This is a genomic window from Streptomyces sp. Root1310, assembly GCF_001426425.1.
In the GTDB taxonomy this organism is placed as follows: domain Bacteria; phylum Actinomycetota; class Actinomycetes; order Streptomycetales; family Streptomycetaceae; genus Streptomyces.
This window is the reverse complement of sequence record NZ_LMEQ01000031.1, coordinates 205,869-227,497: the sequence shown is the minus strand read 5'-3', so window position 1 is coordinate 227,497 and position 21,629 is coordinate 205,869. Positions and strand designations below refer to the sequence as shown.

The 21,629-nt window shown below is 73.8% G+C and carries 23 protein-coding genes and 1 pseudogene; 11 read left to right on the top strand and 13 right to left on the bottom strand.

What is annotated here, in order from left to right; all coding sequences use genetic code 11:
• Window positions 1–49 precede the first annotated feature (49 nt).
• Together ASD48_RS31725 and ASD48_RS31720 are read left to right on the top strand one after the other, a co-directional pair.
• Window positions 50–613 (top strand): PadR family transcriptional regulator, encoded by a 564-nt coding sequence (locus ASD48_RS31725; RefSeq protein WP_057605250.1) that lies wholly within the window; start codon window positions 50–52, stop codon window positions 611–613.
• A 5-nt stretch (window positions 614–618) separates the two neighbouring features.
• The gene (locus ASD48_RS31720; protein WP_057605249.1) at window positions 619–1,347 is read left to right on the top strand and encodes a class I SAM-dependent methyltransferase; all 729 of its coding nucleotides are present in this window, start codon (window positions 619–621) and stop codon (window positions 1,345–1,347) included.
• 19 nt (window positions 1,348–1,366) lie between these two features.
• On the opposite strand, the gene ASD48_RS31715 is transcribed toward ASD48_RS31720, so the two are convergent.
• From ASD48_RS31715 to ASD48_RS31685, 7 genes are all read right to left on the bottom strand, one after another.
• Window positions 1,367–2,125, bottom strand: coding sequence for a GntR family transcriptional regulator (locus tag ASD48_RS31715; protein ID WP_057605248.1), 759 nt, complete (start codon window positions 2,123–2,125; stop codon window positions 1,367–1,369).
• A gap of 155 nt (window positions 2,126–2,280) precedes the next feature.
• Window positions 2,281–3,447 (bottom strand): serine hydrolase domain-containing protein, encoded by a 1,167-nt coding sequence (locus ASD48_RS31710; RefSeq protein ID WP_057605247.1) that lies wholly within the window; start codon window positions 3,445–3,447, stop codon window positions 2,281–2,283.
• 107 nt (window positions 3,448–3,554) lie between these two features.
• Window positions 3,555–3,959 (bottom strand): nuclear transport factor 2 family protein, encoded by a 405-nt coding sequence (locus ASD48_RS31705; RefSeq protein WP_057605246.1) that lies wholly within the window; start codon window positions 3,957–3,959, stop codon window positions 3,555–3,557.
• Between the two features lie 10 nt (window positions 3,960–3,969).
• Complete coding sequence (locus ASD48_RS31700) at window positions 3,970–4,938, bottom strand: acetylxylan esterase (protein ID WP_057605245.1); 969 nt, start codon at window positions 4,936–4,938, stop codon at window positions 3,970–3,972.
• Between the two features lie 88 nt (window positions 4,939–5,026).
• Window positions 5,027–5,614, bottom strand: coding sequence for a hypothetical protein (locus ASD48_RS31695; RefSeq protein WP_057605244.1), 588 nt, complete (start codon window positions 5,612–5,614; stop codon window positions 5,027–5,029).
• Between the two features lie 156 nt (window positions 5,615–5,770).
• Entirely contained in the window at window positions 5,771–6,526 is a 756-nt protein-coding gene (locus ASD48_RS31690; RefSeq protein ID WP_057605243.1) for a ferredoxin reductase, read from the bottom strand.
• Window positions 6,519–7,124, bottom strand: a complete 606-nt coding sequence (locus ASD48_RS31685; protein WP_057605242.1) for a sulfite oxidase-like oxidoreductase — start codon at window positions 7,122–7,124, stop codon at window positions 6,519–6,521. Before ASD48_RS31685 ends, ASD48_RS31690 begins: the two co-directional genes overlap by 8 nt.
• Window positions 7,125–7,331: 207 nt before the next feature.
• On the opposite strand from ASD48_RS31685, the gene ASD48_RS31680 reads away from it, so the two are divergent.
• Together ASD48_RS31680 and ASD48_RS31675 are read left to right on the top strand one after the other, a co-directional pair.
• Window positions 7,332–8,264: an NADP-dependent oxidoreductase gene (locus ASD48_RS31680; protein WP_057605241.1), complete on the top strand. Its 933-nt coding sequence runs from the start codon at window positions 7,332–7,334 to the stop codon at window positions 8,262–8,264.
• Window positions 8,261–8,989, top strand: a complete 729-nt coding sequence (locus tag ASD48_RS31675) for a GNAT family N-acetyltransferase (protein ID WP_057605240.1) — start codon at window positions 8,261–8,263, stop codon at window positions 8,987–8,989. Before ASD48_RS31680 ends, ASD48_RS31675 begins: the two co-directional genes overlap by 4 nt.
• A gap of 12 nt (window positions 8,990–9,001) precedes the next feature.
• On the opposite strand, the gene ASD48_RS31670 is transcribed toward ASD48_RS31675, so the two are convergent.
• Window positions 9,002–9,463 (bottom strand): MarR family winged helix-turn-helix transcriptional regulator, encoded by a 462-nt coding sequence (locus ASD48_RS31670; protein WP_057605239.1) that lies wholly within the window; start codon window positions 9,461–9,463, stop codon window positions 9,002–9,004.
• 209 nt (window positions 9,464–9,672) lie between these two features.
• Here ASD48_RS31670 and ASD48_RS44940 point away from each other — a divergent pair, with 209 nt between their 5' ends.
• Window positions 9,673–9,840, top strand: coding sequence for a hypothetical protein (locus ASD48_RS44940; protein ID WP_199876090.1), 168 nt, complete (start codon window positions 9,673–9,675; stop codon window positions 9,838–9,840).
• A gap of 4 nt (window positions 9,841–9,844) precedes the next feature.
• A complete protein-coding gene (locus tag ASD48_RS31665; protein ID WP_057605559.1) occupies window positions 9,845–10,600 on the top strand; it encodes a putative protein N(5)-glutamine methyltransferase in 756 nt (251 codons plus the stop codon).
• On the opposite strand, the gene ASD48_RS31660 is transcribed toward ASD48_RS31665, so the two are convergent.
• Both ASD48_RS31660 and ASD48_RS31655 read right to left on the bottom strand, forming a co-directional pair.
• Complete coding sequence (locus ASD48_RS31660) at window positions 10,593–11,327, bottom strand: hypothetical protein (protein ID WP_057605238.1); 735 nt, start codon at window positions 11,325–11,327, stop codon at window positions 10,593–10,595. The two genes, ASD48_RS31665 and ASD48_RS31660, sit on opposite strands and share 8 nt — an antisense overlap.
• Window positions 11,328–11,444: 117 nt before the next feature.
• Entirely contained in the window at window positions 11,445–13,511 is a 2,067-nt protein-coding gene (locus ASD48_RS31655) for a SpoIIE family protein phosphatase (RefSeq protein ID WP_057605237.1), read from the bottom strand.
• A 241-nt stretch (window positions 13,512–13,752) separates the two neighbouring features.
• On the opposite strand from ASD48_RS31655, the gene ASD48_RS31650 reads away from it, so the two are divergent.
• The 4 genes from ASD48_RS31650 to ASD48_RS31635 all read left to right on the top strand — a co-directional run bounded on the left by ASD48_RS31650 (window position 13,753) and on the right by ASD48_RS31635 (window position 17,870).
• Window positions 13,753–14,658 (top strand): hypothetical protein, encoded by a 906-nt coding sequence (locus ASD48_RS31650; RefSeq protein WP_057605236.1) that lies wholly within the window; start codon window positions 13,753–13,755, stop codon window positions 14,656–14,658.
• A gap of 134 nt (window positions 14,659–14,792) precedes the next feature.
• Window positions 14,793–15,161, top strand: coding sequence for a hypothetical protein (locus ASD48_RS31645; RefSeq protein ID WP_057605235.1), 369 nt, complete (start codon window positions 14,793–14,795; stop codon window positions 15,159–15,161).
• Between the two features lie 116 nt (window positions 15,162–15,277).
• Entirely contained in the window at window positions 15,278–17,293 is a 2,016-nt protein-coding gene (locus tag ASD48_RS31640) for an NADPH-dependent 2,4-dienoyl-CoA reductase (RefSeq protein WP_057605234.1), read from the top strand.
• Window positions 17,294–17,324: 31 nt separating this feature from the next.
• The gene (locus ASD48_RS31635) at window positions 17,325–17,870 is read left to right on the top strand and encodes a PadR family transcriptional regulator (protein WP_057605233.1); all 546 of its coding nucleotides are present in this window, start codon (window positions 17,325–17,327) and stop codon (window positions 17,868–17,870) included.
• Here the strand turns inward: ASD48_RS31635 and ASD48_RS31630 are convergent.
• Window positions 17,867–18,412: a hypothetical protein gene (locus ASD48_RS31630; protein WP_057605232.1), complete on the bottom strand. Its 546-nt coding sequence runs from the start codon at window positions 18,410–18,412 to the stop codon at window positions 17,867–17,869. The two genes, ASD48_RS31635 and ASD48_RS31630, sit on opposite strands and share 4 nt — an antisense overlap.
• Before the next feature lie 297 nt (window positions 18,413–18,709).
• Window positions 18,710–19,657 carry a fibronectin type III domain-containing protein gene (locus tag ASD48_RS31625; protein ID WP_107104463.1) on the bottom strand — a complete coding sequence of 316 codons (948 nt, stop codon included), beginning with the start codon at window positions 19,655–19,657 and terminating at the stop codon, window positions 18,710–18,712.
• A gap of 417 nt (window positions 19,658–20,074) precedes the next feature.
• Here ASD48_RS31625 and ASD48_RS45775 point away from each other — a divergent pair.
• Window positions 20,075–20,773 (top strand): annotated as a pseudogene (locus ASD48_RS45775) (glycoside hydrolase family 75 protein); the annotation flags it as partial.
• Window positions 20,774–21,212: 439 nt separating this feature from the next.
• On the opposite strand, the gene ASD48_RS31615 reads toward ASD48_RS45775, so the two are convergent.
• Window positions 21,213–21,623 (bottom strand): PTS fructose transporter subunit IIA, encoded by a 411-nt coding sequence (locus ASD48_RS31615; RefSeq protein ID WP_057605230.1) that lies wholly within the window; start codon window positions 21,621–21,623, stop codon window positions 21,213–21,215.
• Between the last annotated feature and the right edge of the window lie 6 nt (window positions 21,624–21,629).

Genomic DNA, 21,629 nt, shown 5'->3' with positions numbered 1-21,629 from the left:
TATTGAGTAGGTGTCGATGACAATAATCGCCTCCTGCTACCGTGTCCACATGTCCCTCAAGTACGCCGTCCTGGCCGCTCTCCTGGAAGGCGAGGCCTCGGGCTACGAACTGTCGAAGCTCTTCGACGTCTCCCTCGCGAACTTCTGGCCCTCGACCCCGCAGCAGCTCTACCGGGAACTGGAGCGGCTCGCGCAGGACGGTCTGATCGAGGCACGGGTGGTGCAGCAGGAACGCCGGCCGAACAAGAGGATGTTCACCCTCACCGAGGCCGGCCGCGCGGACCTGGACGCCTTCGCCGCCACCCCGCCGCGGCGGCCCACCGTCATCCGCGACGAACTCCTCATCAGGATCCAGGCGATGGACGGCGTGGACCCCGAGGTGACCCGCGGGCTGGTCGAGGAGCGCATGACCTGGTCCCGCGCCAAACTCGACCGCTACCGGCGGGTGCGCGACCGCCTCCTCGACGGGCGCACCGAGGACGCGTACCTGGCCGAGACCGACCGGATCGGCCCCTATCTGACCTTGCTGGCCGGCATCGGCTTCGAGGAGACGAACCTGGCCTGGTGTGAACGCGCGCTGCTGCTCCTCAAGCGGCGGACGGCCGTAGGCTGACGCGGATGTTCAGTCCCGAAGGCCCCACGCTGCGCGAACTCGCCGTCCAGGCCCTGTCGTCCGTCGAGCACGGCTACGACCTCCTCGCGCCGAAGTTCGACCACACGCCTTTCCGCACCCCGGACGCCGTCCTGGACGCGGTCGCCTCGGCCCTGAAGGAGTCCGGCCCCTACGAGGACGGCCTCGACCTGTGCTGCGGGACGGGCGCGGGGGCCGAGGTGCTGGCGACGGTGTGCCGGGGGAGTGTGACGGGCGTCGACTTCAGCGCCGGGATGCTGGCACAGGCCCGCCGGCGGACCTCTCCGGCGGGGCCCCCGGTGTCCTGGGTGCGCGCGGACGCCCGGGCCCTGCCGTTCACCGCCGCCTTCGACCTCGTCGTCAGCTTCGGCGCGTTCGGGCACTTCCTGCCCCGCGAGCTGCCGGGCCTGTTCGCCCAGGTGCGGACCGCGCTGCGGCCGGGCGGATGCTTCGCGTTCCCCGTCCTGGCCCCGCCGAGGCCGAGCTCGCCGGCGTTCTGGATGCTCCTCGGCTTCGACGCCGTGATGCGGGTGCGCAACGCCCTGTGGCGGCCGCCGTTCGTGATGTACTACCGCGCCTTCCGTCTCGGTGAGGTGCGGCGCGAACTGGAGCGCGCCGGGTTCCGCGTGGACCTCCGCGCCCTGCCCGAGTTCGGGACGAGGAGCGACGGAAGCCCACGGGTCCGCGTGGTCGAAGCCCGCCGGACGGACCGCTGAACCGGTCCGGACGGCCGGATCACCCGGCCGCGGGCAGCGTGAAGGCGTAGACCAGCGCCTCCCGCCGGGTGTCCACCACCAGGTCGGTGATCTCCAGGGGGCGGGCGTACTGGTCGTGCACCCGCCGGGTGACCCGCATCGACGGGTCGTCGGCGAGATGCGTGATGCAGTCCCGGTGGTGCAGGGTCAGGCCCGCCCGGCGCATCCAGTCGTAGGCCCGCCGGAGCTCCGGGGAGGCGCCCGAGTCGGCGCGGTCCCGGTAGCGGGCCAGTTCCTCCACCTCGGCCAGGGCCACCGCGGAGAAGGACGTGACGGCCGTACGCAGACCGCGTCCGTCGGCGCGGGCGGACTCGTAGCGGTGCACCAGCGTCGGCCGGTGCGGGGCGAGTCCGAGGGCCTCCGCGTGTTCGGGCGGGGGCGTCTCCCAGCTCACGGCGGTGTGGGCCACCGCGGACGCGTCGTCCGCGGGCCGCGCGCCCACGGGGAAGGCGAGGAACGACGGGGTGCCGAGGGACCCGGCGGGCAGGGCGGCGTGACTGCCCCGCCGGTCGGTCTCGACCAGGCCGTCGCTCCGCAGGACCTCCAGGGCCTGCCGTACGGTCTGCCTGCTGACGCCGAAGTGTCCGGCCAGCCGCCGCTCGGCGGGCAGCCGTTCGCCGGGCGCGATGGTGCCCTCGCGCAGCTCGCCGAGGAGTTGCGTGGCGATCCGCCGGTACAGCGGCCCCTCCTCGGGGTGCGGGTGGACATGAGGGGTGGTGGGGGTGGTGCTGCGGGCCATGCCGCGCGCCTCCTGTGGGTGACGTGCCGTGGTCGTGCGGACTCGGTGCGCCACCAGATCTAGCATTGGTCTAAACCAGCTGGGAAGAGCGGGCCGCCCGATCGGCCGAAACCGGACCGCCCCGCACCGCCCGGCCGCCCGCTCCGGGCCCTCGCTCAGAGCACGCTGTACAGGGCGTCCACCAATGCCGTCTTCCGCGGATCGTCGGCGATGTGCGGACCCATGCGGTTCATCACGTACCCCAGCGACACCCCCGCCTCCGGGTCGGCCAGCCCGCACGAGCCGCCGAAGCCGTCATGTCCGAAAGCGCGCGGGTTCGGTCCGTACGATCCGTTCGGACCGCTGAGCCACAGCCCGAGCCCGATCTCCGTCTCGTGCGCGAACCCCGCCCCCAGCACCAGGTCCCGGCAGGCGCCCTGTCCCTCGCGCACCCGCTCGGCCGCCTCGGCGGAAAGGACGCGACGCCCGCCGTACACGCCCCGGCCCGCGAAGATCCCGTAGAGCGCGGCCACCGCCCGGGCGGTGCCGTGGCCGTTCGCCGCCGGGATCTCCGCGGCCCGCCACCGCGGCGAGTTGGCCTCCTTCGCGCCCGCCACCGGGTTGGTCAGGGCGGCGAGGGCCGCGGGCGCCAACTGGGCGAAGATCGCGGCCTGTTCGCTGGACGAGGCGACCGGCGGATGCACCAGCTCGGCCACCCGCCCGGCCTCCTTCTCCGGCAGCCCGATCGTGAAGTCGACACCCAGCGGACCGGTCACCTCCCGCTCCAGGAACGCCCCCGGCAGCAGCCCCGACACCCGCCGTACCACTTCCCCGACCAGGAAGCCGTAGGTGAGCGCGTGATAGCCGGACCGGGTGCCCGGCTCCCACCAGGGCTCCGTGGCCGCCAGGCGCGCGGTGGTGAGCTCCCAGTCGTAGAGCTGCTCGAGCGAGTGCGGCTCGCGCAGCCCGGACAGGCCCGCCCGGTGGGACAGCAGATGCCGGACCGGGACGCGCTCCTTGCCCGCCGCGCCGAACTCCGGCCAGTAGGCGGCCACCGGGGCGTCGAGGTCGAGCAGCCCCCGGTCGGCGAGGATGTGCGCGCACAGCGCCGTCGGCCCCTTCGACGTGGACCACACGTTGACCACGGTGTCCCGCTCCCACGCGCGCGTGCCCGCCGCGTCGGCCCGGCCGCCCCACAGATCGACCACCGGTGCGCCGTCGACCGTGACGCTCACGGCGGCGCCCAGCTCGGCCCGGTCCCGGAAGTTCTCCTCGAAGGCCGCGCGCACCGCCGCGAACCGCGGGTCGCAGTGGCCGTGGATCTGTGGCACGTGCTCGGACATGGAGCCTCCGTGGTCCGCCGGAACCCCGGACCGCTGCGGTGCGGTCCGGGCACCCCGAACGTACCGACTGGTCGGACTGGAGGGAAGTGTGCCGAACGGCTCCCGGATCACAGGAGGAACATCGGCCCCGTCGGCTCCTGGTGACCCTCGGCCGTGTGCCAGTAGTCCCGTGACTCGACCGCCAGCCCGGCCTCGTCGAACCGGACGAAGACACAGCCGGCCAGCGTGCCGGCCGTTCCGTCCTCCTCGGCCAGCACCCGGAACTCCGCCACCGCGACCCGGTCCGCGCCCACGAGCGGGGGCGAGAACCGCACGTCGGTCACCCGCTCCGCGGCGAACGACCAGCGCAGATAGGCCTCCAGCTCTGCCCGCCCCCGGTGCGGCGCGCGGAACGGCATCGACCGGTGGACGCAGGTCTCGGCGTACAGCTCCAGCAGTGCCGCCACGTCGTGCGACGCCCAGGCCCGCTCCCACACCCGCGTGAACCGCTCGGCGGCGGCACGTGTGTCCATGCGCCGGCCGTCAGACGTACGACCGCAGCCAGCGCAGCTTGGCCGCCTCCTGGTACGGGCCGCCGCCCTCGTGGTCGTTGAAGTCGTACACCTCGATCTCCTTGTCCTCGTGCGCCCACGCGTTGAAGGCGGCGAACACGGTCGACGGCGGGCAGGTCTGGTCCTCCAGGGCCGCCGAGAACAGCGCGGGAGCCGAACCCCGGGACGCGAAGTGCACCCCGTCGAAGTACGCCAGGGTACCCAGCACGTCCTGGGTGCGGCCGCGGTGCGTCTTGAGGAACAGGCCTATCTCACGGTACGGGTGACGGTCCGTCAGTACCGCCGCGCGCGGGAAGTCGCACAGGAACGGCACGTCCGGGGCGATGCCCGCGAGATCCGGGACCAGACCGCCCACCGCGATCGTGATGCCGCCCCCCTGGCTCCCCCCGATCGCCACGGTCCGTGCCGCGTCGGTCAGCGGGTGGGAGCGGGCCGCCTCGACCGCGCGCACCGCGTCCGTGAACACCCGGCGGTAGTAGTAGTTCTCCGGGGCGTCGATGCCGCGCGTCATGAAACCGGGGTACGCGGGCGCGCCGCCCACCGGGTCCGCGGTGCCGCCGCCACCGCCCCAGGCGCTGCCCTGGCCGCGGGTGTCCATGATGAAGTGCGCGCGGCCCGTCGACGCCCACAGCAGATGCTCGTGCGGCAGCCCGCGCCCACCGCCGTAGCCGACGAACTCCACGACCAGCGGCAGCGGTTCGCCGGTCCCGGCGGGCAGCGTCAGCCAGCCCTTGACGGGGTGCCCGCCGAATCCGGCGAAGGTCACGTCGTACACCTGCACCGTGGTCAGACCCGTGTCGACCGGCTCGAAGCGGGCGTCGAGGTCGTGCTCACGGGCCTCCTGGAGGGTCTTGGACCAGAACGCGTCGAAGTCCTCGGGCTCGGTGGACGCGCTGCGGTAGGTGCGGAGCTCCTCGTCGGCCAGGTCGAACAGGGGCATGAAGGACCGCCTTTTTGTTAAGTGCCCATACGAATGATCACACCGTACGTGGGCACCGGGAGGCCTCGCCAGACCCTGGTCAGGAGCTTCAGGCGGGCCTGCGGCGGGTCCACTGCGGTTCCGTGCGGGCCCACTCCCGCTCCCACTCGCCCAGCCGGTGCCGCATCGCCACCCGGCGGATCACGGCGTGCCCGAGCAGCACCACGGCGGCCGTACCCCCGGCCGCGCACGCACCCATGGTGAGGGTGTGCTGCCACACCATGGTGTCGTTCGGCGGCGGCTCGACGTTGCGGCCCCGCGTGTCGAACCAGACGTCCACCATCTCGCCCGCGCGCGTGCCCGCCGGAACCCGGGCGGTGGCCGTCCGGGCGTGCTCACCCGGCGGGGTCCAGCGCACGGCCACGGTGGCCATCTGCTGTCGGACGCCCTCCACCGAGGGCAGGGCCTCCGGCGGGTGACCGACGACCTCGGCCCGGACCCGGTGGCGTTCGGCCCGCAGCCGGTCCGCGACCGCCTGGGCGTCGGTATGGCCCCACTGGCCGGCGAGCGCCCCGGCCAGCGGAACGGCGACCAGCAGCAGCACGGCGACGAACAGCGCCGTCCACGCCTCCACCACGTCGGACCGGCGTCGCAGCGGGTTGTCCCGCCGCCGCCAGCCGCGCACCCGGTCTCGCATGTCGACCTCCTCGCCGTCACGCGTACGAGTGCCCACATGAGCGTCATACCCCGTTCGGAGTACATCGTTTCACGCATCGTTCACGTCGGCCCCTCGACAGCCGGGGACGCGGGGGACGGGTGGGGAGGAAGCGGCCCCGTGGGGCGGCCCGGCGGGTCAGCCGAAGCGTTCGATCCGGATGCGGTCGACGGGCTGCCCCGCCCGCACCAGCAGCCGCGAGGCGTGCTCGGCGAACGCGTTCGAGCCGCACACGTACGCCTCCCAGCCGCCCGCCGGCCGCTCGGCGAGCAGCGGTGCGAGGTGATGTGCCGCGAGCCGCCCCACGGACACGCCCTCAGGCGCGCTGCGCGTGAACACGGGGGTCGTCTCGGCGCCGTACTCCCGCGCGTAGATCAGCTCCTCGGGACCGCGCGCGGACACCAGCAGCCGCAGCGGTACGTCGAGGCCGCGCGCCCGGTGGTGGCGGACCATCGACATCAGCGGGACGACCCCGGAGCCGGCGCCGATCAGCAGCGCCGGCCGGTCGCCGGGCCAGGCGAAGAACCCGCTGAGCGGGCCCCGCACCTGGATCTCGTCACCCGGCTCCGCCCGGGTGTGGAACCAGCCCGAGACCTCGCCGCCGTCCACGTGGTCCAGGGTCAGCTCGATATGCCCGTCGTCGTCGGGGGCCGAGGCGATCGAGTAGTGGCGCTGGGCGGTGTACCCGTCGCCGGCGGTCAGCCGCAGCATCAGGTGCTGGCCGGGCAGGTGCCCCGCCCAGGCCGGCACCGCGAACCGGAAGGTGGCCGCGTGCGGGGTCTCGCGGCGGATCCCGGTGAGCGTCGCCGTCTGCCACAGGGCGGCGGCCCGGTTGCTCACGGCGATGCGGCCCGGCACCGCGAACCGGGTCGGGGGAGTGAAGGTCTCAGTCACCGGCATACCTCTGCTCCTCCCACGGGTTGCCCCGGGCGTGGTAGCCGTTCTGCTCCCAGAAGCCCGGTTCGTCGTGGTCGAGGAGCCGCAGGCCCGCGATCCACTTCGCGCTCTTCCAGAAGTACAGGTGCGGCACCAGCAGCCGCGCCGGACCGCCGTGCTCGGCCGCGAGGGGCTTCCCGTCGTACTCCCAGGCGATCCACGCCCGGCCGCCGGTCAGGTCGGACAACGGCAGGTTGGTGGTGTAGCCGGTGTGCGAGTACGCGACGGCGTGGGTCGCGGACGCGTCGGGCCGGACGGCCGCGAGGAAGGCGTCCAGGGACACACCCCCGAAGCGCACCCCGAACTTGGACCAGCTGGTCACGCAGTGGATGTCACCCTCGTACGCGGACTCCGGCAGCGCGTGCGCCTCGTCCCAGTCCCAGGTGCGGGGCGCCGCCACCAGTCCGTCGACGCGGAAGGTCCAGTCCGCGGGCGCGAGGTCGGGGGTGACCTCGGCGGACAGCACGGGCCAGTCGTCGCCCGCGTCGTACTGGCCGGGGGGCAGTCCCGGACGGTGGGCACGGGGCCGGCCGGTGAAGCCTCGGGTGACGTTCATGCGGTTCCAGCGGGAGGACGGCGGATGTTCACGCAGTCAACCGTACGTGCATGTCAGCCGTGCTCCGCACCCGGTCGGCCCACCGATCATTAAGCCCGTATGAACAGTCCCGCGAAGGGGGAATAGCCACCGGGTCCCGGCTCTTGCACGTGTCGTTCCGGATCCAGCGGTCCAGCGGTCCGGTGCCAGCGAAGGAGAGTGGGATCAATGCCGAAGGCGTACGTCTTCACCCGGTACGGCGGCCCGGAGACCGAGGCCCTCGTCGACCTGGACCGCCCCCGGCCCGGGCCCGGCGAGGTGCTCGTCGCGGTGCGCGCCGCGGGTGTGAACCCCGTCGACTGGAAACAGCGCACGGGGTACCGGCGCCCCGGCGAGAGCGGCGAGCGTGTGTTCCCCTCGGTCCTGGGCAACGAGGTGGCCGGCGTCGTCGAGGAGAGCGGCGAGGGAGTCACCGGGTTCGCGCCCGGCGACGAGGTGTTCGGCACCGCCGTCGCGGGCGGCTACGCCGAGTACGCGCTGCTGGCCGCGGGCATCACCGCCCACAAGCCCGCCGGGCTGTCGTTCACCGACGCCGCGACCCTTCCCGTGGCCGCCGCGACCGCCTACGACGGTGTGCGCCAGCTCGATCTGCCGGCCGGAGCGACACTGCTGGTCACCGGCGCGGGCGGCGGAGTCGGGGTCGCCGTCGCGCAGATCGCCCGTGCCCGCGGACTGCGGGTCGTGGGCGTCGCGAGCGAGGGCAAGAAGGACCTCCTCGACTCGCTGGGCGCCGAGCACGTGCCGTCCGGCCCGGACTGGGCGGCGGCCGTGCGCGTGATCGCGCCGGACGGCGTCGACGGCGTCTACGACCTCGTCGGCGGCGAGGTGCTGCACGAGGCGGCCGCCCTGGTGCGGGACCGCGCCCGGCTGATCACCGCCGGAGCCCCGGCCGAGGAGGTCGAGCGGCTGGGCGGCGCCCGGGTGGCCCGCGCCCGCGACACGGCCGTGCTGCGGGCGGTTGCGGACCTGGTCCTGCGCGGCGAGCTGAACCCGCAGGTCACCCTCACGTTCCCGCTGGAGCGGGCGGGCGAGGCACTGCGCGAGGTGGAGAGCGGCCACGCCCGGGGCAAGGTCGTCCTGGAGATCGGAGCGCACGCATGAGCGCCGTCGAGCCCCCGCACGTCCTCGACAACCCCGCCCTCGCCTCCCTCACCGGTCCGCACGCCCACTTCGCCGAGCGCCGGGGCCGGGTGCTGCGCTACCCCGTCGACGTGTCGCCCTGGCTGGCGCTGCCCGACGAGCCGGACGCGGCCGACTGGGCGGATCTCGCGGCGCTCGCCGGTCCCGGCGCGGAGGTCCCGCTGCCGGGCTTCCGCGGTGAGCTCCCGGCCGGGTGGGAGCTCACCCTGCAGATCGAGGGCGTGCAGTTCGTCGACGACGGGCTGGCCGCCGCACCCGAGCCCGAGGCGGTCCGGCTCGGTCCCGCCGACGTACCCGAGATCCTCGACCTGATCGCCCGCACCCAGCCGGGGCCGTTCGAGGCCCGGACCATCGAACTCGGCACCTACCTGGGCATACGGCGGGACGGCGCCCTGATCGCCCTGGCCGGCGAGCGCCTGCATCCGCCGGGCTGGACCGAGATCAGCGCGGTCTGCACCGACCCCGCCTTCCGGGGCGAGGGTCTGGCGACCCGGCTGATCCTGGCCGTCGCCCACGGCATCCGGGAACGCGGCGAGACGCCGTTCCTGCACACCAGCGCCGGCAACACGAACGCCATCCGCCTCTACGAGTCCCTGGGCTTCCGGCTGCGCCGCAGAACGGCGTTCCTGGCGGCCCGGGTGCCGGAGCGGCTGGGGGAGGGGCGGGAGTCGGTCCCGGTGGCGTAGCGGGCCGGGGGGTCACGGGGCCGCCGGGGGAGACGGGTCGCTCCCGGCGGCGGGCCCGGCCCACGCGTTGTAACGCACCAGGTACTCGGCGAATCGCTCCAGGTCCGCCTCCGGCCACTGCGCCAGCCGTTCCCGGAAGGCCGTACGGCGGCTCTCGGTGACCTGGGCGAGGATGCGGCGGCCCCTGCCGGTGAGGTGCAGGACCTGCACCCTGTGGTCCTCGGGGTCCTGGCGCCGCTCGATCAGGGCGGCCCGCTCCAGGGCGCCGACCTGGCGGCTGACCGTGGACTTGTCCAGGGCGTAGTGCGCGGCGAGGTCGGTGGCCCGGCAGCCACCGCTCTCCTCCAGGTGGCCGAGGAGCGTGTAGGACACCAGCGACAGTTCGGGGTGCAGCCGGCCCGCCGAGGCACGGGCCCGCCGGGCGAAGCTCGTCATCTCCCGCTGGATGGTCTCCACGGCCTCGGGTGCGTCCACGGGTCCTCCCTCACTCGCCTGGTTGCATAGTACAACTCAGGCGCCGAGAGCCCCCGTGCCCGGAACGCAGGCCGGTCTCTGGGGTAGGGTGGCCGTCCGGCTGCGGAGGTTCCCAGTCGCGCGAGACCGAGGAGGTGAGACCCATTACCGCAGTGTCAGGTCGGGTGCTCTCCTCCCGTGACAGCGTGGATCGCCGCCGTTAGGCGACCGTGAGAGCGCCCTTCGGCTTCCGAAAGGCTTCTCGGCTTCATGCCCCCTCGTTCTCCCGCCTCTTCGCCCTCCCCCTCTTCGCCGTCCTCGCCGTCTTCTCGGTCTTCTTCCGGGTCTTCTCCCGCCGGTTCCCCGCCTTCCCCGGCCTGCCCTCCGTCGTCCCGTGACGTCCTGGTCGGCGTGCTGCGTGCCGCCGGGTGCGTGTTCGCCGAGGACGAGGCCGAGTTGATCCTCACGGCGGCCCGTACGCCCGACGAGGCCACGGCCATGGCCGCCCGCCGCGCGGCGGGCCTGCCCCTCGAACACGTCGTCGGCTGGGCCGAGTTCCACGGTCTGCGGATCACCGTCGAGCCGGGCGTCTTCGTGCCCCGCCGCCGCACCGAGTTCCTCGTCGACCAGGCCCTGGCCGCGGTGCCGCACGCCGGCGTCGTCGTCGACCTGTGCTGTGGCTCGGGCGCCGTCGGCGCCGCTCTCGCCGCCTCCCTCGGACCGGTCGCGCTGCACGCCGCGGACATCGACGCGGCGGCGGTGAGCTGTGCCCGGCGCAACATCGCCGAGCACGCCGGACACGCCTACGTCGGCGACCTGTTCGCGGCACTGCCCGGACAACTGCGGGGCCGAATAGACATCTTGGCGGCGAACGTGCCCTACGTTCCCACCGGCGAGGTCCCCCTGCTGCCCGCCGAGGCCCGGGACCACGAGCCGCTCACCGCCCTCGACGGGGGCGGTGACGGGCTGGACGTGCTGCGCCGGGTCGCCGCCGAGGCGCCGCTGTGGCTCGCCCCCGGCGGCTGTGTCCTCGTCGAGACCAGCGAGCGCCAGGCCCCGGCCGCCGTCGAGGCGTTCACCCGCAGCGGTCTGACGGTGCGTCTGGCCGAAGACGAGGAGCTGTACGCCCACGTGGTCGTCGGCACCAGGGTCAGGTAGCGGCTCCGCTGCCCGTGGGGCCGGGGGAGCGGTCGTCCTCGTGGTTCCACGGGCCGTGCCCCGGGGAGTCGTCGCGCCGGTCGCCCGGACCGCGCCCGCCCATGCCGTGTCCGTCCATGCCGTGTCCGTACGGGCCGCGTTCGTCGAAGGTGCCGGACAGGACGCGGTCGGCGGTGTTGGTGCCACCGGAACGGGAGCCGACGACGTGGACGGTGTCGCCCTTCTTCAGCGCGTCGGCCCCGGAGCCGGAGGCACCCTCGGCGGACACGGCCGTGTCCGCGCCCACCGTCCACGTCCACGAGACGCCGTCCTCGCTCCTGACGGTGACCCGGTCGTCGGCCACCTTCGCCACGGTGCCCCGCTGCCAGACGCGGACGACCCAGTCGCCGGTGTCGGGGTCCTTGACGGTCGCCTCACCGTGCGCCGCGTCCCCGCCGAGGCCGAACCACGGGCCGCCGTGGCCGTGCCGTCCGCCCGGCCCCTCGGAGGACGACGCCGACGGTGACGCCGACGGCGAACCGCCACCGGAGCCGCCCGACGCCGCCGCGTACGCGACGGTGCCGCCGAGCGCCAGGACGGCGACGGTGGTGGCCGCGATCAGCGCCCGCCCGCGGGCCGACCGCCGCCGCCACGACCCGCGAAGGTCCGCACGGTCCCGTTCCCCGTCCACCGGTCCCGAGAGCGGTTCGACCTCTTGTGGCCCTTCGGGCCTGTCCGGCTTCTGCATCACGGCTCACCCTCCTCGGCCACGACGGCGGCACCCGTGCCACGCCTCACTGTGATTGTCCGAGGTGTCCGGTAAGGAAGCGATAACGAAAGCCTGTGAATCGGACGGCGGCGCCGCTCACTCCCCGGCCCGCGCACGCGCCACCAGCAGAGCCACGTCGTCGTGGTTGTCGGGGTGGTGCAACGCGCTCAGCAGCAGGTCGCACACCTCCTCCAGCGGCCGCGCGGGATCGTCGAGCAGCGTCAGCAGCGCCTCCAGACGTTCGTCGAGCGAGTGGGTGCGGGTCTCGACCAGGCCGTCGGTGTACAGCACGAGCTGGTCGCCGGGGGCGAAGTCGACGTCGGTCGTGGAGAACGGCACCCCGCCCACGCCCAGCGGCGCGCCGGTGGGCAGGTCGAGCAGCTCCGGCGGACGGCTCGGGCGGATGTGCACCGGCGGCAGATGGCCGGCGTTGGCGATCCGGCATCTCCCCAGCCGGGGATCGTGCACGGCGTACACGCAGGTGGCGATGGAGTGGTCCAGGCCCTGGGTGATCCGGTCCAGGTGTTCCAGGAGGACCGCCGGGTCGAGGTCGAGGGAGGCCAGGGTGGTCGTCGCGGTGCGCAGCCGGCCCATCGTGGCCGCGGCGTCGATCCCGCTGCCCATCACGTCACCGACGACGAGCGCCGTCTTGCCGTCCGGGAGCGGGATGACGTCGAACCAGTCGCCGCCGACCTCGGTGGTGGCGCCCGCGGGCTGGTAGCGGGAGGCGACCTCGAGACCGCCCGTGACGGGCGGATGGCTCGGCAGCAGGCTGCGCTGGAGGGTGAGCGCGGTGGTGCGGGCACTCTGGTACCAGCGGGCGTTGTCGATCTGGACGGCCGCCCGGGCCGCCAGCTCGCGCGCGAGCAGCAGGTCGTCGTGGCCGAACGGCAGGGGGTTGCGGGTCCGTTTGAGGTCGAGGGCGCCCAGCACCTCGCCGCGCGCGATGAGCGGCACGGCCAGATAGGAGTGCACGCCGGCCCGCGCCAGCAGGGCGGCCGCCTCGGGGGAGTGGGCGATGCGCCCGAGGTCCTCGTCCTTGACCTGGGCCACCATGACCGGCCGGCCCGAGCGTACGCACTCGGTGACGAGCCGGTCGGGCGCGTAGCGGGCCACCTGGCCGGGCTGGTCGGCGGCCCGCAGGGCGTCGGGCTCGTCGGTGCCGCACACCGCGAGGGCGCGGATCACGGCCGACTCGGCGGGCCCGAGGCTGGTGCGGCGGCCCGCCATCACCGCGTCGAGCAGATCCACCGCGGCCACGTCCGCCAGTTCCGGCACGGCCACGTCGGCCAGTTCGAAGGCGGTGCGCTCCAGGTCCAGGCTGGTGCCGATCCGGGCGGAGGCGTCCGCTATCAGGGCCAGCCGGCGGCGCGCCGCCTCGGCCTCGACGGCGGCGTGGTGCCGGTCGGTGACGTCGACGACCGAGACGGCCACGCCCAGCACGGTGCCGCGGGCGTCCTCCAGGCGGTACAGGGAGAGCGACCAGACGTGGTCCTCGTCGGGGTCGGCGGGGGTGCGGCCGACCATGGACCGGTCGACGAGCGGCTCCCCGGTCCGCAGCACCTGGCGCGCCGCCGCCTCCAGCGCCTCCGCGTCCAGCCGGGGCAGTACCTCGTGGACGGTCCGGCCGAGGTGATCCGCGGCCGGAACGCCGTTGATCCGCTCCAGCGCAGGGTTGACCGAGACGTACCGCAGTTCGGTGTCCAGGACGGCGAGGCCGTTGGGGGACTGCGCGACCATCCGCGTCGACAGCGCGAGGTCGCGTTCGAGCCGGCGCACCGTCGTCCGGTCGGTGGCGAGACCCAGGGCGTAGACGTCGCCCCGGTCGTCCATGAGGCGCATGTTGCGGAACTCCACCAGCCGGGTGGTGCCGTCCTTGCGCAGGATCGGGAAGGCCCCCGCCCAGCTCTCGCCGGTGGCCATGACATCGGCGAACAGCTGCACGACCAGGTCGACGTGCCGTTCGTGCACCATCACATGGGCCGCGTACCGCCCCAGCGCCTCATGGGCCGAGTACCCGAACAACTCCTCGGCCTGGGGGCTCCACAGGGCGATCCGCCCCTGGGTGTCGAGCACCACAGAAGCCACGTTGAGCACGTCCAGCAGGCCGCTGGGCCCGGTCGGGCCAGCGCCCTCAGCCGCGGACGATCCGGCTCCGCTCATGCCACGCACCGCCTCCGCATATCGACGCGGCACGCCGTCCCCCGTGCCGACTCCCCTGTTCTACCGTGCTCAACCCTTTTCTCCCACGCCTTGGGCGCCCTTCTTCATGCTCCTCCAGTACGGCGTCGCGCGCCGTTCTCCTCAAGGCCCGCACCCGTCCATGGAATTGGTCTGTACATGACTATCCCGCCGGGCCAGACTGTCCGCCGAGCGCGCCCCACCCCCCTCGACGAGGAGTCCCATGCCCCTGCGTCCTGCCCGCCGCCGTCGCACCACGGCCGGCATCGCCCGCACCGCCGCCCGCACCGCCTCCCTGGCGCTGGCCGCGGCGACGTTCGCCGTCCTCTCCGCGGCCCCGCCCGCCGCGGCCGCCGACACCTGGACCGAGGTCGGCTCCGACCGCGCCGACCCGCTGACCGAGAGCCAGGGCCTGACCTCGGTCGAGGTCCCGGCGGGCAGCGCCAACCGCTACACCGGCATCGGCACCATCCCCTTCTCCGTCTCCACCCGCGGCTGGAACCACGTCGGCGACCCCGACGCCTCCTACGACGGCTATTACGTCGAGCCGTACCAGAGCGACTCGAACAACGCGAAGATGTACCGCGTGCAGGCGCCGGGGGGCGCCTGGTCGGAGTACGTCCACGCGCTCGGCCCGGGTGAGGCCCTGAACAACTCCTGGTCGGCGATCACCCCGAACGGTCAGTGGATGCTGTCCGGGGAGTGGGGCACCATGACCCGGTTCCTGGTCTTCCCGACCCCGGGCGCCAACCCCGCCACCTCGCCCTCCGCGAACCTGCCGCAGGTGTCGACCGTCCGCCTCGACCATGCGGTGCGCGACGTCCAGGGCTGCGACTTCACCGGCCCGACCACCCTGCTGTGCGCCTCCGACGACCCGGCGGGCACCCTCTTCGGCATCACCAAGCCCCTCCTGCAGATCGACCTGTCCGCCGAACCGAACGGCACCTCCGACGTCACCGGCCATGTCACCGCCCTGCGCCAGCTTCCGCTGCGCAGCTCCTGCTCGGGGACGTTCGAGGCCGAGGGCATCGACTACGACCGCCGTTCCGGCACTCTGCGCGTGATCGTCGTGTCGCCCGGGTTCTGTGTGCTGACCGACAGCAAGACCTACCGCCTCACGCGGAGCTGACCGGGGGACGGCCGGGCCTCCGGCGCCCCTCCTGTCGCTGGTCCCACTCGGAAAGTGGTGCTTTTCTGGGGATGTGGCGCGGTTCGCGGGGAACCCGCACCTCCGCGTCACATCCCACGAGAGGAGCGATCACGATGGATCGCGAACGACCGCACGAGGAGTCCGTCTCCGTCGAGATCAGCGGATGCAGCAAGGAGGACGCCCGGATCGTGTTCGACACGCTGAGCGAGTGCTTCGAGTCGGACCGCGCCAGCGACGAGGTGCCGCAGCAACTGCACGAGAGCCGTCCGATGGTGTGGCTCGGCACCTTCGAGGTGACCGAGACGCGCGACTGCGCCCGGCCGGCCCGGCTCTCGTCCTCCGTGGAGGCCGACGCGCAGGGCAGCTACTGGGCGATCGAGCGGCTCCGCTCGACGCTGGACTCGGTATTCGCGGTGCGCGACCTCTCCTCGGCCTCCGGCGACCAGGAGCGGGAGCTGCACGTCCTGCTGGAGAGCCGGTGAGGCGGCGGCGCCGGTGACCTGCGGCACATGACCCCGATCCCATTGTGCAACTAGTTGCACAACCCGTGCGCGGTCCTCTAGAACTGGAGGGAAGACACCGCGCACGGAGGGCTGTCATGAGCCGTTACCCGCACCTGCTGAGCCCGCTCGACCTGGGCTTCACCACGCTGCCCAACCGCGTCCTGATGGGCTCGATGCACGTCGGCCTCGAGGAGGCCGAGCGCGGCTTCGAGCGCATGGCCGCGTTCTACGCCGCCCGGGCACGCGGGGGAGTGGGCCTCATCGTCACCGGCGGCATCGCCCCCAACGACGAGGGCCGGCCCTACGAGGGGGGCGCGAAGCTCACCACGGAGGCGGAGGCCGAGCAGCACCGGGCGATCACCGAGGCCGTGCACCGCGAGGGCGGCCGCATCGCGATGCAGATCCTGCACTTCGGCCGGTACGCCTACCACCAGGACCTGGTCGCACCCAGCCCGCTCCAGGCGCCGATCAGCCCCTTCCCGCCCCGCGAGCTCACCGACGCCGACGTCGAGCGCACGATCGAGGACTACGTCCGCGCCGCCCGCCTCGCCCGGCAGGCCGGTTACGACGGCGTCGAGATCATGGGCTCCGAGGGCTACCTCATCAACGAGTTCATCGCCGCCCCGACCAACCACCGCACCGACCGCTGGGGCGGCTCGTACGAGAACCGGACGCGCTTCCCCGTCGAGATCGTGCGGCGGGTGCGCGAGGCGGTCGGCGAGGACTTCATCGTCATCTACCGGCTGTCCATGCTGGACCTGGTGCCCGGCGGCTCGACCCTCGACGAGGTCGTCACCCTCGCGAAGGCCGTCGAGTCGGCCGGGGCCACCATCATCAACACCGGTATCGGCTGGCACGAGGCGCGCATCCCCACCATCGCCACCTCCGTGCCGCGCGGCGCCTACACCTGGGTGACGAAGAAGCTCATGGGCGCGGTCTCCGTCCCCCTCGTCACCACCAACCGCATCAACACCCCCGAAGTCGCCGAGGAACTGCTCGCCGACGGCTGCGCGGACATGGTGTCGATGGCCCGTCCGATGCTCGCCGACCCCGAGTTCGTGGCCAAGGCCGCGGCCGGCCGGCCCGAGGCCATCAACACCTGCATCGGCTGCAACCAGGCCTGCCTCGACCACACCTTCAGCGGAAAGATCACCTCCTGCCTGGTCAATCCGCGCGCCTGCCACGAGACCGAGCTGGTCCTCGCCCCGACCCGGCTGCGCAAGCGGGTCGCGGTGGTCGGCGCCGGCCCGGCGGGTCTGGCCTGCGCCGTGAGCGCCGCCGAACGCGGCCATGACGTCACGCTCCTCGACGCGGCGAGCGAGATCGGCGGCCAGCTCAACGTGGCCCGCAAGGTCCCCGGCAAGCAGGAGTTCGACGAGACGCTGCGCTACTTCCGCCACCAGCTCGACGCGCACGGCGTGGACGTACGACTCGACACACACGTCGCCGCGGAGGATCTGGCCGACTACGACGAGGTCGTCGTCGCCACCGGCGTCAGCCCCCGCACCCCCGACATCCCCGGCGTGGACCACCCGAGCGTCGTCGGCTACCTCGACGTCCTGCGCGACGGCGCCCCCGTCGGCGACCGCGTCGCGATCCTCGGCGCGGGCGGCATCGGCTTCGACGTCGCCGAGTTCCTCACCGACGGCGGCGACAAGGCGAGCGAGGACCCGGCGGCCTACTTCCGCCAGTGGGGCGTCGACATGGACTACCAGGGCCCCGGCGGTCTCACCGCCCCCGAGCGCCCGGCCCCGCCGCGCACGGTCCACCTCCTCCAGCGCAAGACCGGCAAGGTCGGCGCGGGCCTCGGCAAGACCACCGGCTGGATCCACCGCACCGAGCTCAAGCACCGGGGCGTCACGATGGTTCCCGGGGTGCGCTACGACCGGATCGACGACGCCGGGCTGCACCTCACCGTCGGCGGGCAGAGCACGGTCCTGGAGGTCGACACCATCGTGCTGTGCACGGGCCAGGACCCGCGCCGGGACCTGTACGAGGCGCTGGTCGCCGGCGGCGCAAAGGTGCATCTCATCGGGGGTGCCGACGTCGCCGCCGAACTGGACGCCAAGCGCGCCATCCAGCAGGGCACGGAACTCGCGGCGGCGCTGTAGGACCGGGCCGGCGCCTCCCTAGGATGACTGCATGTCACTCCCGCACGCGATCCTCACCGCCCTGCTCGAGAGGCCCTCGTCGGGGCTGGATCTGACCCGCAGGTTCGACCGGTCGATCGGCTACTTCTGGTCGGCCACGCACCAGCAGATCTATCGCGAGCTGGGAAAACTGGAGTCCGAGGGGCACATCCGCGCCCTGCCGACGGAGGCGCCGGCCCGCGGGCAGAAGAAGGCCTACGAGGTGCTGCCCGCGGGACGCGCCGAACTCGCCCGGTGGACGGCGGCCGCCCAGGACCCGAAGCCGCACCGTGACGCGATGCTGCTGCGGCTGCGCGCCGCGGCGGTCGTCGGCACCGCGGGCCTCGAGGCCGACCTGCGCCGCCATCTCGAGCTGCACCGGCGGCAGCTGGCCGAGTACGAGGAGATCGAGAAGCGCGACTTCCCGCCCGGCGACCACAGCGCGCAGGCCAGGCTCCAGCACCTGGTCCTGCGCGCGGGCATCGAGCTGGAGACCTTCTGGACGCAGTGGCTCACCGAGGCCGTGGAGGAACTGCCCGTCGTGGAGGACACGGCCTAGAGCCGGTACGGCTTCGAGCGGCGGCGCAGGAACCAGGCCGCCGCGATGACGCCCGTCCCCACCAGCGCCCCGCCCACCCCCATGGCGACGGGGCCGAGGTCGCGGGCCGCGCCACCGAGGCCGCCCATGACGCCGCGTGAGGGCGTGGGCGTCGCCGTGACCCTCGGGGAGGCCGTGGCCGGGGTCGACACGATCACCGACTGGGTGCCCGCGGTGCTCCCGTTGGAGCACATGACGACCACGGTGTACGTGCCCGGGGAGACGCCGGACCAGGCGGCGGACTGGCCGGCCGCCGTCCCGGACAGGGCGACCTGGCGCCCCTGGGCGAAACTCGCCTGGGCGCTGCCGAGCAGCGCCGCCGTGCCCCAGCTGCCGTTGATCTGGGTGCAGGCGCTGGTCACGACCGACACCGTGGAGCCGGTCGTGCTCACGGAGATGCCCGAGGCGCGGGCCACGGCCGGCTGGGCGGTGAGGGCGAGCGGCAGAGCGGCGGCGGCTGCGACGGTCAGCCCTGTGCGGACGAGGAAAGGGGAAGTGCGCATCGGATGTCCTCCGGCGGCGGCACGGTTGGCGGTACATCCCTTGCGCCGCCGAAGGTCGGGTACGCCCGTGCTGCCTCACGGGAAGCCAACGCGCCCCGGTCCCGCCCCGCATGCGGACGGCCACCGCCCAGGTGACGGATTCCTTCGGACGGCCCATGCGGACCGCCCTCCCCGCGCGGTGACCGGCCCGTGGCCCGGCCGCGGCCGGAGGTGACGGCGGGCCGCCGGCCGTCCGCTCGGCACGGTGCGCCCGTCGTGACCGTCCGCTCGGCGCGGCCCGCCCGTCGTCACGAACGCTCAGCGCGGCGCGCCCGTCGTCACCGTCCGCTCCGCCGAGAACGCGCCCCATGTCCCGTCCGGCAGCCGGGCCCGCAGCCGCACCCGATGTCCGGCCCCCGCCTCCCGCCCCACGTAGAAGCTGTACGTCGCCCTTCCCCGCGGCGGGGTCCCGCCCCACACCAGCGAGGTGGCCGCCTGCCCGTCGAGCTGGATCTCGTACTCCGTGACCACACCGTCCACCCGGGGCGGCACCCACGAAAGGTCGAGGTAGTACGCCCCGTCGGCACGGCGGGCGCTCGCCCGGAACTCGGCCGGCGCGGTCTCCGCCCCCTCGTCGTCACCCGGCGCGGTGGTCAGGCGCACGGGCGGGCCGGCGGGCGAGACGTTGTCGGCCGCGTCCCTGGCCCGGACGGTGAACGAGTAGCGCGCGCCGGGACGCAGCCCGGTGACGACCGTCGCCGTCTGACCCCCGCCGACGCTGTGGATCCGCACGCCGCCCTGGTAGACGTCGTAGGACACCACCTTCCGGTCGTCCGTGGCCGGCGTCCAGGACAGCTGGACGGCCCGGCTCCCTGCCGCCCGGCCGGTCACCGCGCCCGGCGGGGTCGGGGGCGAGCGGTCCGCGGCGGCGGCCGCCGGTGTGGTCACCCGCACCTCCCGGCTGCGCGGACCGAGCCGCCCGTCGCCGTCGCGGGCCCGCACGGTGAAGACGTACGTGGTCGACGGGGAGAGGCGGACCACGTCCAGCATGTGCGCGGAGCCGGGCACCTCCTGGACCTTCTCGGAACCGCGGTACACCTCGTAGGCGCCGACCGCGGGGTGCGCGTCGACCGCGTTCCACATGACGTGCACGCTCGTCGCGCTCCCGGCCTCCGCGGTGACCCCGGTCGGGGCGCCCGGCGCCCGTCCGTCGTCCCGGCTCCCGCCCCCGCACCCGCAGCACAGGGCCGTCACCAGGCCGCACACCACGACCCACAGCGCAACGCGTCGCACGGCTTCGCCTCCCGGCCCGGCACGGCGGCAATGGTCCGGACCAATATGGCGTGGTGGTGCACACACATCAAGAGGGCGGGGCAGCGGGACCGCCCTCGGCGACCGCTTCCGGAGGGTACGTATGCTGAAGTTCCTTCCGGCTCGAACTCGCCCTGTGCGTTTCCGAGTTCAAGCCGGTGGCGCGGACCGCTGTCGTCGCTGATCCCGCGCCGGCACAGTGGCCGGGGCCCGGCCGCGACGGCGTCCGGGCCTCCGGCCCTCTGTCGCCCCGTCGGACTCCCCGAGGATGCTCCTCGTGCTCCGTACGGCCCCTTCGGGCTGGCCCCCAGGCGTGATCGACACCAGATTGTTCCGGGTGTCCGTCAATGCCCCCACGAGAGGGTCCGTATCGTGCGCGTCCAGTCGCTGACGCTGGCCGCGGCCGGCCTTGCCCTGCTGGCCCCGACCACCTCGCCCGCCGTCCCGCATCCGTCGGCGGGCGCCCTCGGGGCTCCGGCGCCCCGGCAGGAAGGTTCGATCCGCGCCGCCGACCTGCTGGCCCGGGTCCGCGACTGCGCCCCCGTCTCGCGCGGCCGCTACCGCCCGGACGAGGGGGCGCCGGCCACCATCCCGGTCTGCGGCACCGACGAGGCGGTGTTCTGGACGGCCGACATGGACATCGACTGCGACGGCCGTCCGGGCCCGGAGTGCAACAGCCGTACCGACCCGCTGTTCTCCGGCGCGACGGCCTATCAGCAGTCCGACGGCCGCTATCTGAGCGCCGAGACCCTGCCGTACATCGTGGTGCCCGGGGTGAGCGACCTCTGGGACCACCGCGACCACGGGGTGCGCGGGGGCTCGGTCGCGGCCGTCGTCTACCGGGACCGGGTGCAGTACGCGGTCGTCGGCGACACGGGACCGAGCGGGATCATCGGCGAGGCGTCGTACGCCACCGCCAAGGCGCTCGGCATCCGTCCCGACCCGCGCGGCGGCGGCACTCCCTCCGGCGTCACGTACATCGTCTTCAAGGACTCCCGGGCGACCCCCATCGAGAGCCACGCCTCGGCGGTGGAGGTGGGGGAGCGGCTGGCGCGGCTCTTCGTGCGCGGCGTGCAGGAACAGCCCCGCCCGCCACAGGAGTCGCAGGTGCCACAGGTGCCACAGGTGCCGCAGAAGTCGCAGGAACCCGAGGACGAATGGGCGCCGGGCGGGCTCACGGAGCCGTCGCAGCGCGAGCGCGGCGCGGCGCGGCGCACGGGCGCCGGAAGCGAAGGCCGCGCGGCCGGCAAGGGCGGGGGCCGGGCCCGTACCGAAGTGCCGGAGGACCTGACGACACCGAGGGAGGACGAGGCCCCGCAGGCATCGTCGGACGACACCGACGACACCGACGACACCGACGACGCGGAGGCCCGGGAGGGCCGGGACACCGCGCCGGACGAGGCGGGCGGCACGGATGAGGGGGACGGGGCCGAAGGCGACGAGGAGGGCGCGTGAACGTGGTGGCGTCGGGGGAACTGACCTGACCCGTCTCACGCGCCGGCGGGCCGCGTCACACCTTCCGGTAGCCGTACGCCTCCACGGCCGCCGCCTCCACCGCGTCCAGGTCGGCTCCGGTCGCCGCCGTCACCACCGCGGCCACCGCGCCCTCGACGAACGGGGCGTCCACCAGCCGTGCGGTGCCGGGCAGTTCGTCGCCCTCTGCGAGCAGTGCCTTGACCGTGAGGACGGCGCTGCCCAGATCGACGAGGACCGCGACCCCGGCGCCCCGGTCCACCGAGGCGGCGGCGGCCGTGACCAGCTCGGCGCTCGTACCCAGCCCGCCTGCCTCCGTACCGCCCGCCGCGGCGACCGGCACCGCCGCACCGCCGCCCACGAGGCCCAGCGCCAGCTCGGCCACCGCGGACGCGACCTGCGCGCTGTGCGACACCAGCACGACGCCCACCAGCTTCTCGTCACTCACCGGTAC

What these genes read in the sequence shown, in the direction of transcription:
- ASD48_RS31725 (WP_057605250.1), top strand. Translation starts at nt 50, where the DNA reads ATGTCCCTCAAGTACGCCGTCCTGGCCGCTCTCCTGGAAGGCGAGGCC.
- ASD48_RS31720 (WP_057605249.1), top strand. Translation starts at nt 619, where the DNA reads ATGTTCAGTCCCGAAGGCCCCACGCTGCGCGAACTCGCCGTCCAGGCC.
- ASD48_RS31715 (WP_057605248.1), bottom strand. Translation starts at nt 2,125, where the DNA reads ATGGCCCGCAGCACCACCCCCACCACCCCTCATGTCCACCCGCACCCC.
- ASD48_RS31710 (WP_057605247.1), bottom strand. Translation starts at nt 3,447, where the DNA reads ATGTCCGAGCACGTGCCACAGATCCACGGCCACTGCGACCCGCGGTTC.
- ASD48_RS31705 (WP_057605246.1), bottom strand. Translation starts at nt 3,959, where the DNA reads ATGGACACACGTGCCGCCGCCGAGCGGTTCACGCGGGTGTGGGAGCGG.
- ASD48_RS31700 (WP_057605245.1), bottom strand. Translation starts at nt 4,938, where the DNA reads ATGCCCCTGTTCGACCTGGCCGACGAGGAGCTCCGCACCTACCGCAGC.
- ASD48_RS31695 (WP_057605244.1), bottom strand. Translation starts at nt 5,614, where the DNA reads ATGCGAGACCGGGTGCGCGGCTGGCGGCGGCGGGACAACCCGCTGCGA.
- ASD48_RS31685 (WP_057605242.1), bottom strand. Translation starts at nt 7,124, where the DNA reads ATGAACGTCACCCGAGGCTTCACCGGCCGGCCCCGTGCCCACCGTCCG.
- ASD48_RS31680 (WP_057605241.1), top strand. Translation starts at nt 7,332, where the DNA reads ATGCCGAAGGCGTACGTCTTCACCCGGTACGGCGGCCCGGAGACCGAG.
- ASD48_RS31675 (WP_057605240.1), top strand. Translation starts at nt 8,261, where the DNA reads ATGAGCGCCGTCGAGCCCCCGCACGTCCTCGACAACCCCGCCCTCGCC.
- ASD48_RS31660 (WP_057605238.1), bottom strand. Translation starts at nt 11,327, where the DNA reads ATGCAGAAGCCGGACAGGCCCGAAGGGCCACAAGAGGTCGAACCGCTC.
- ASD48_RS31655 (WP_057605237.1), bottom strand. Translation starts at nt 13,511, where the DNA reads ATGAGCGGAGCCGGATCGTCCGCGGCTGAGGGCGCTGGCCCGACCGGG.
- ASD48_RS31650 (WP_057605236.1), top strand. Translation starts at nt 13,753, where the DNA reads ATGCCCCTGCGTCCTGCCCGCCGCCGTCGCACCACGGCCGGCATCGCC.
- ASD48_RS31645 (WP_057605235.1), top strand. Translation starts at nt 14,793, where the DNA reads ATGGATCGCGAACGACCGCACGAGGAGTCCGTCTCCGTCGAGATCAGC.
- ASD48_RS31640 (WP_057605234.1), top strand. Translation starts at nt 15,278, where the DNA reads ATGAGCCGTTACCCGCACCTGCTGAGCCCGCTCGACCTGGGCTTCACC.
- ASD48_RS31635 (WP_057605233.1), top strand. Translation starts at nt 17,325, where the DNA reads ATGTCACTCCCGCACGCGATCCTCACCGCCCTGCTCGAGAGGCCCTCG.
- ASD48_RS31630 (WP_057605232.1), bottom strand. Translation starts at nt 18,412, where the DNA reads ATGCGCACTTCCCCTTTCCTCGTCCGCACAGGGCTGACCGTCGCAGCC.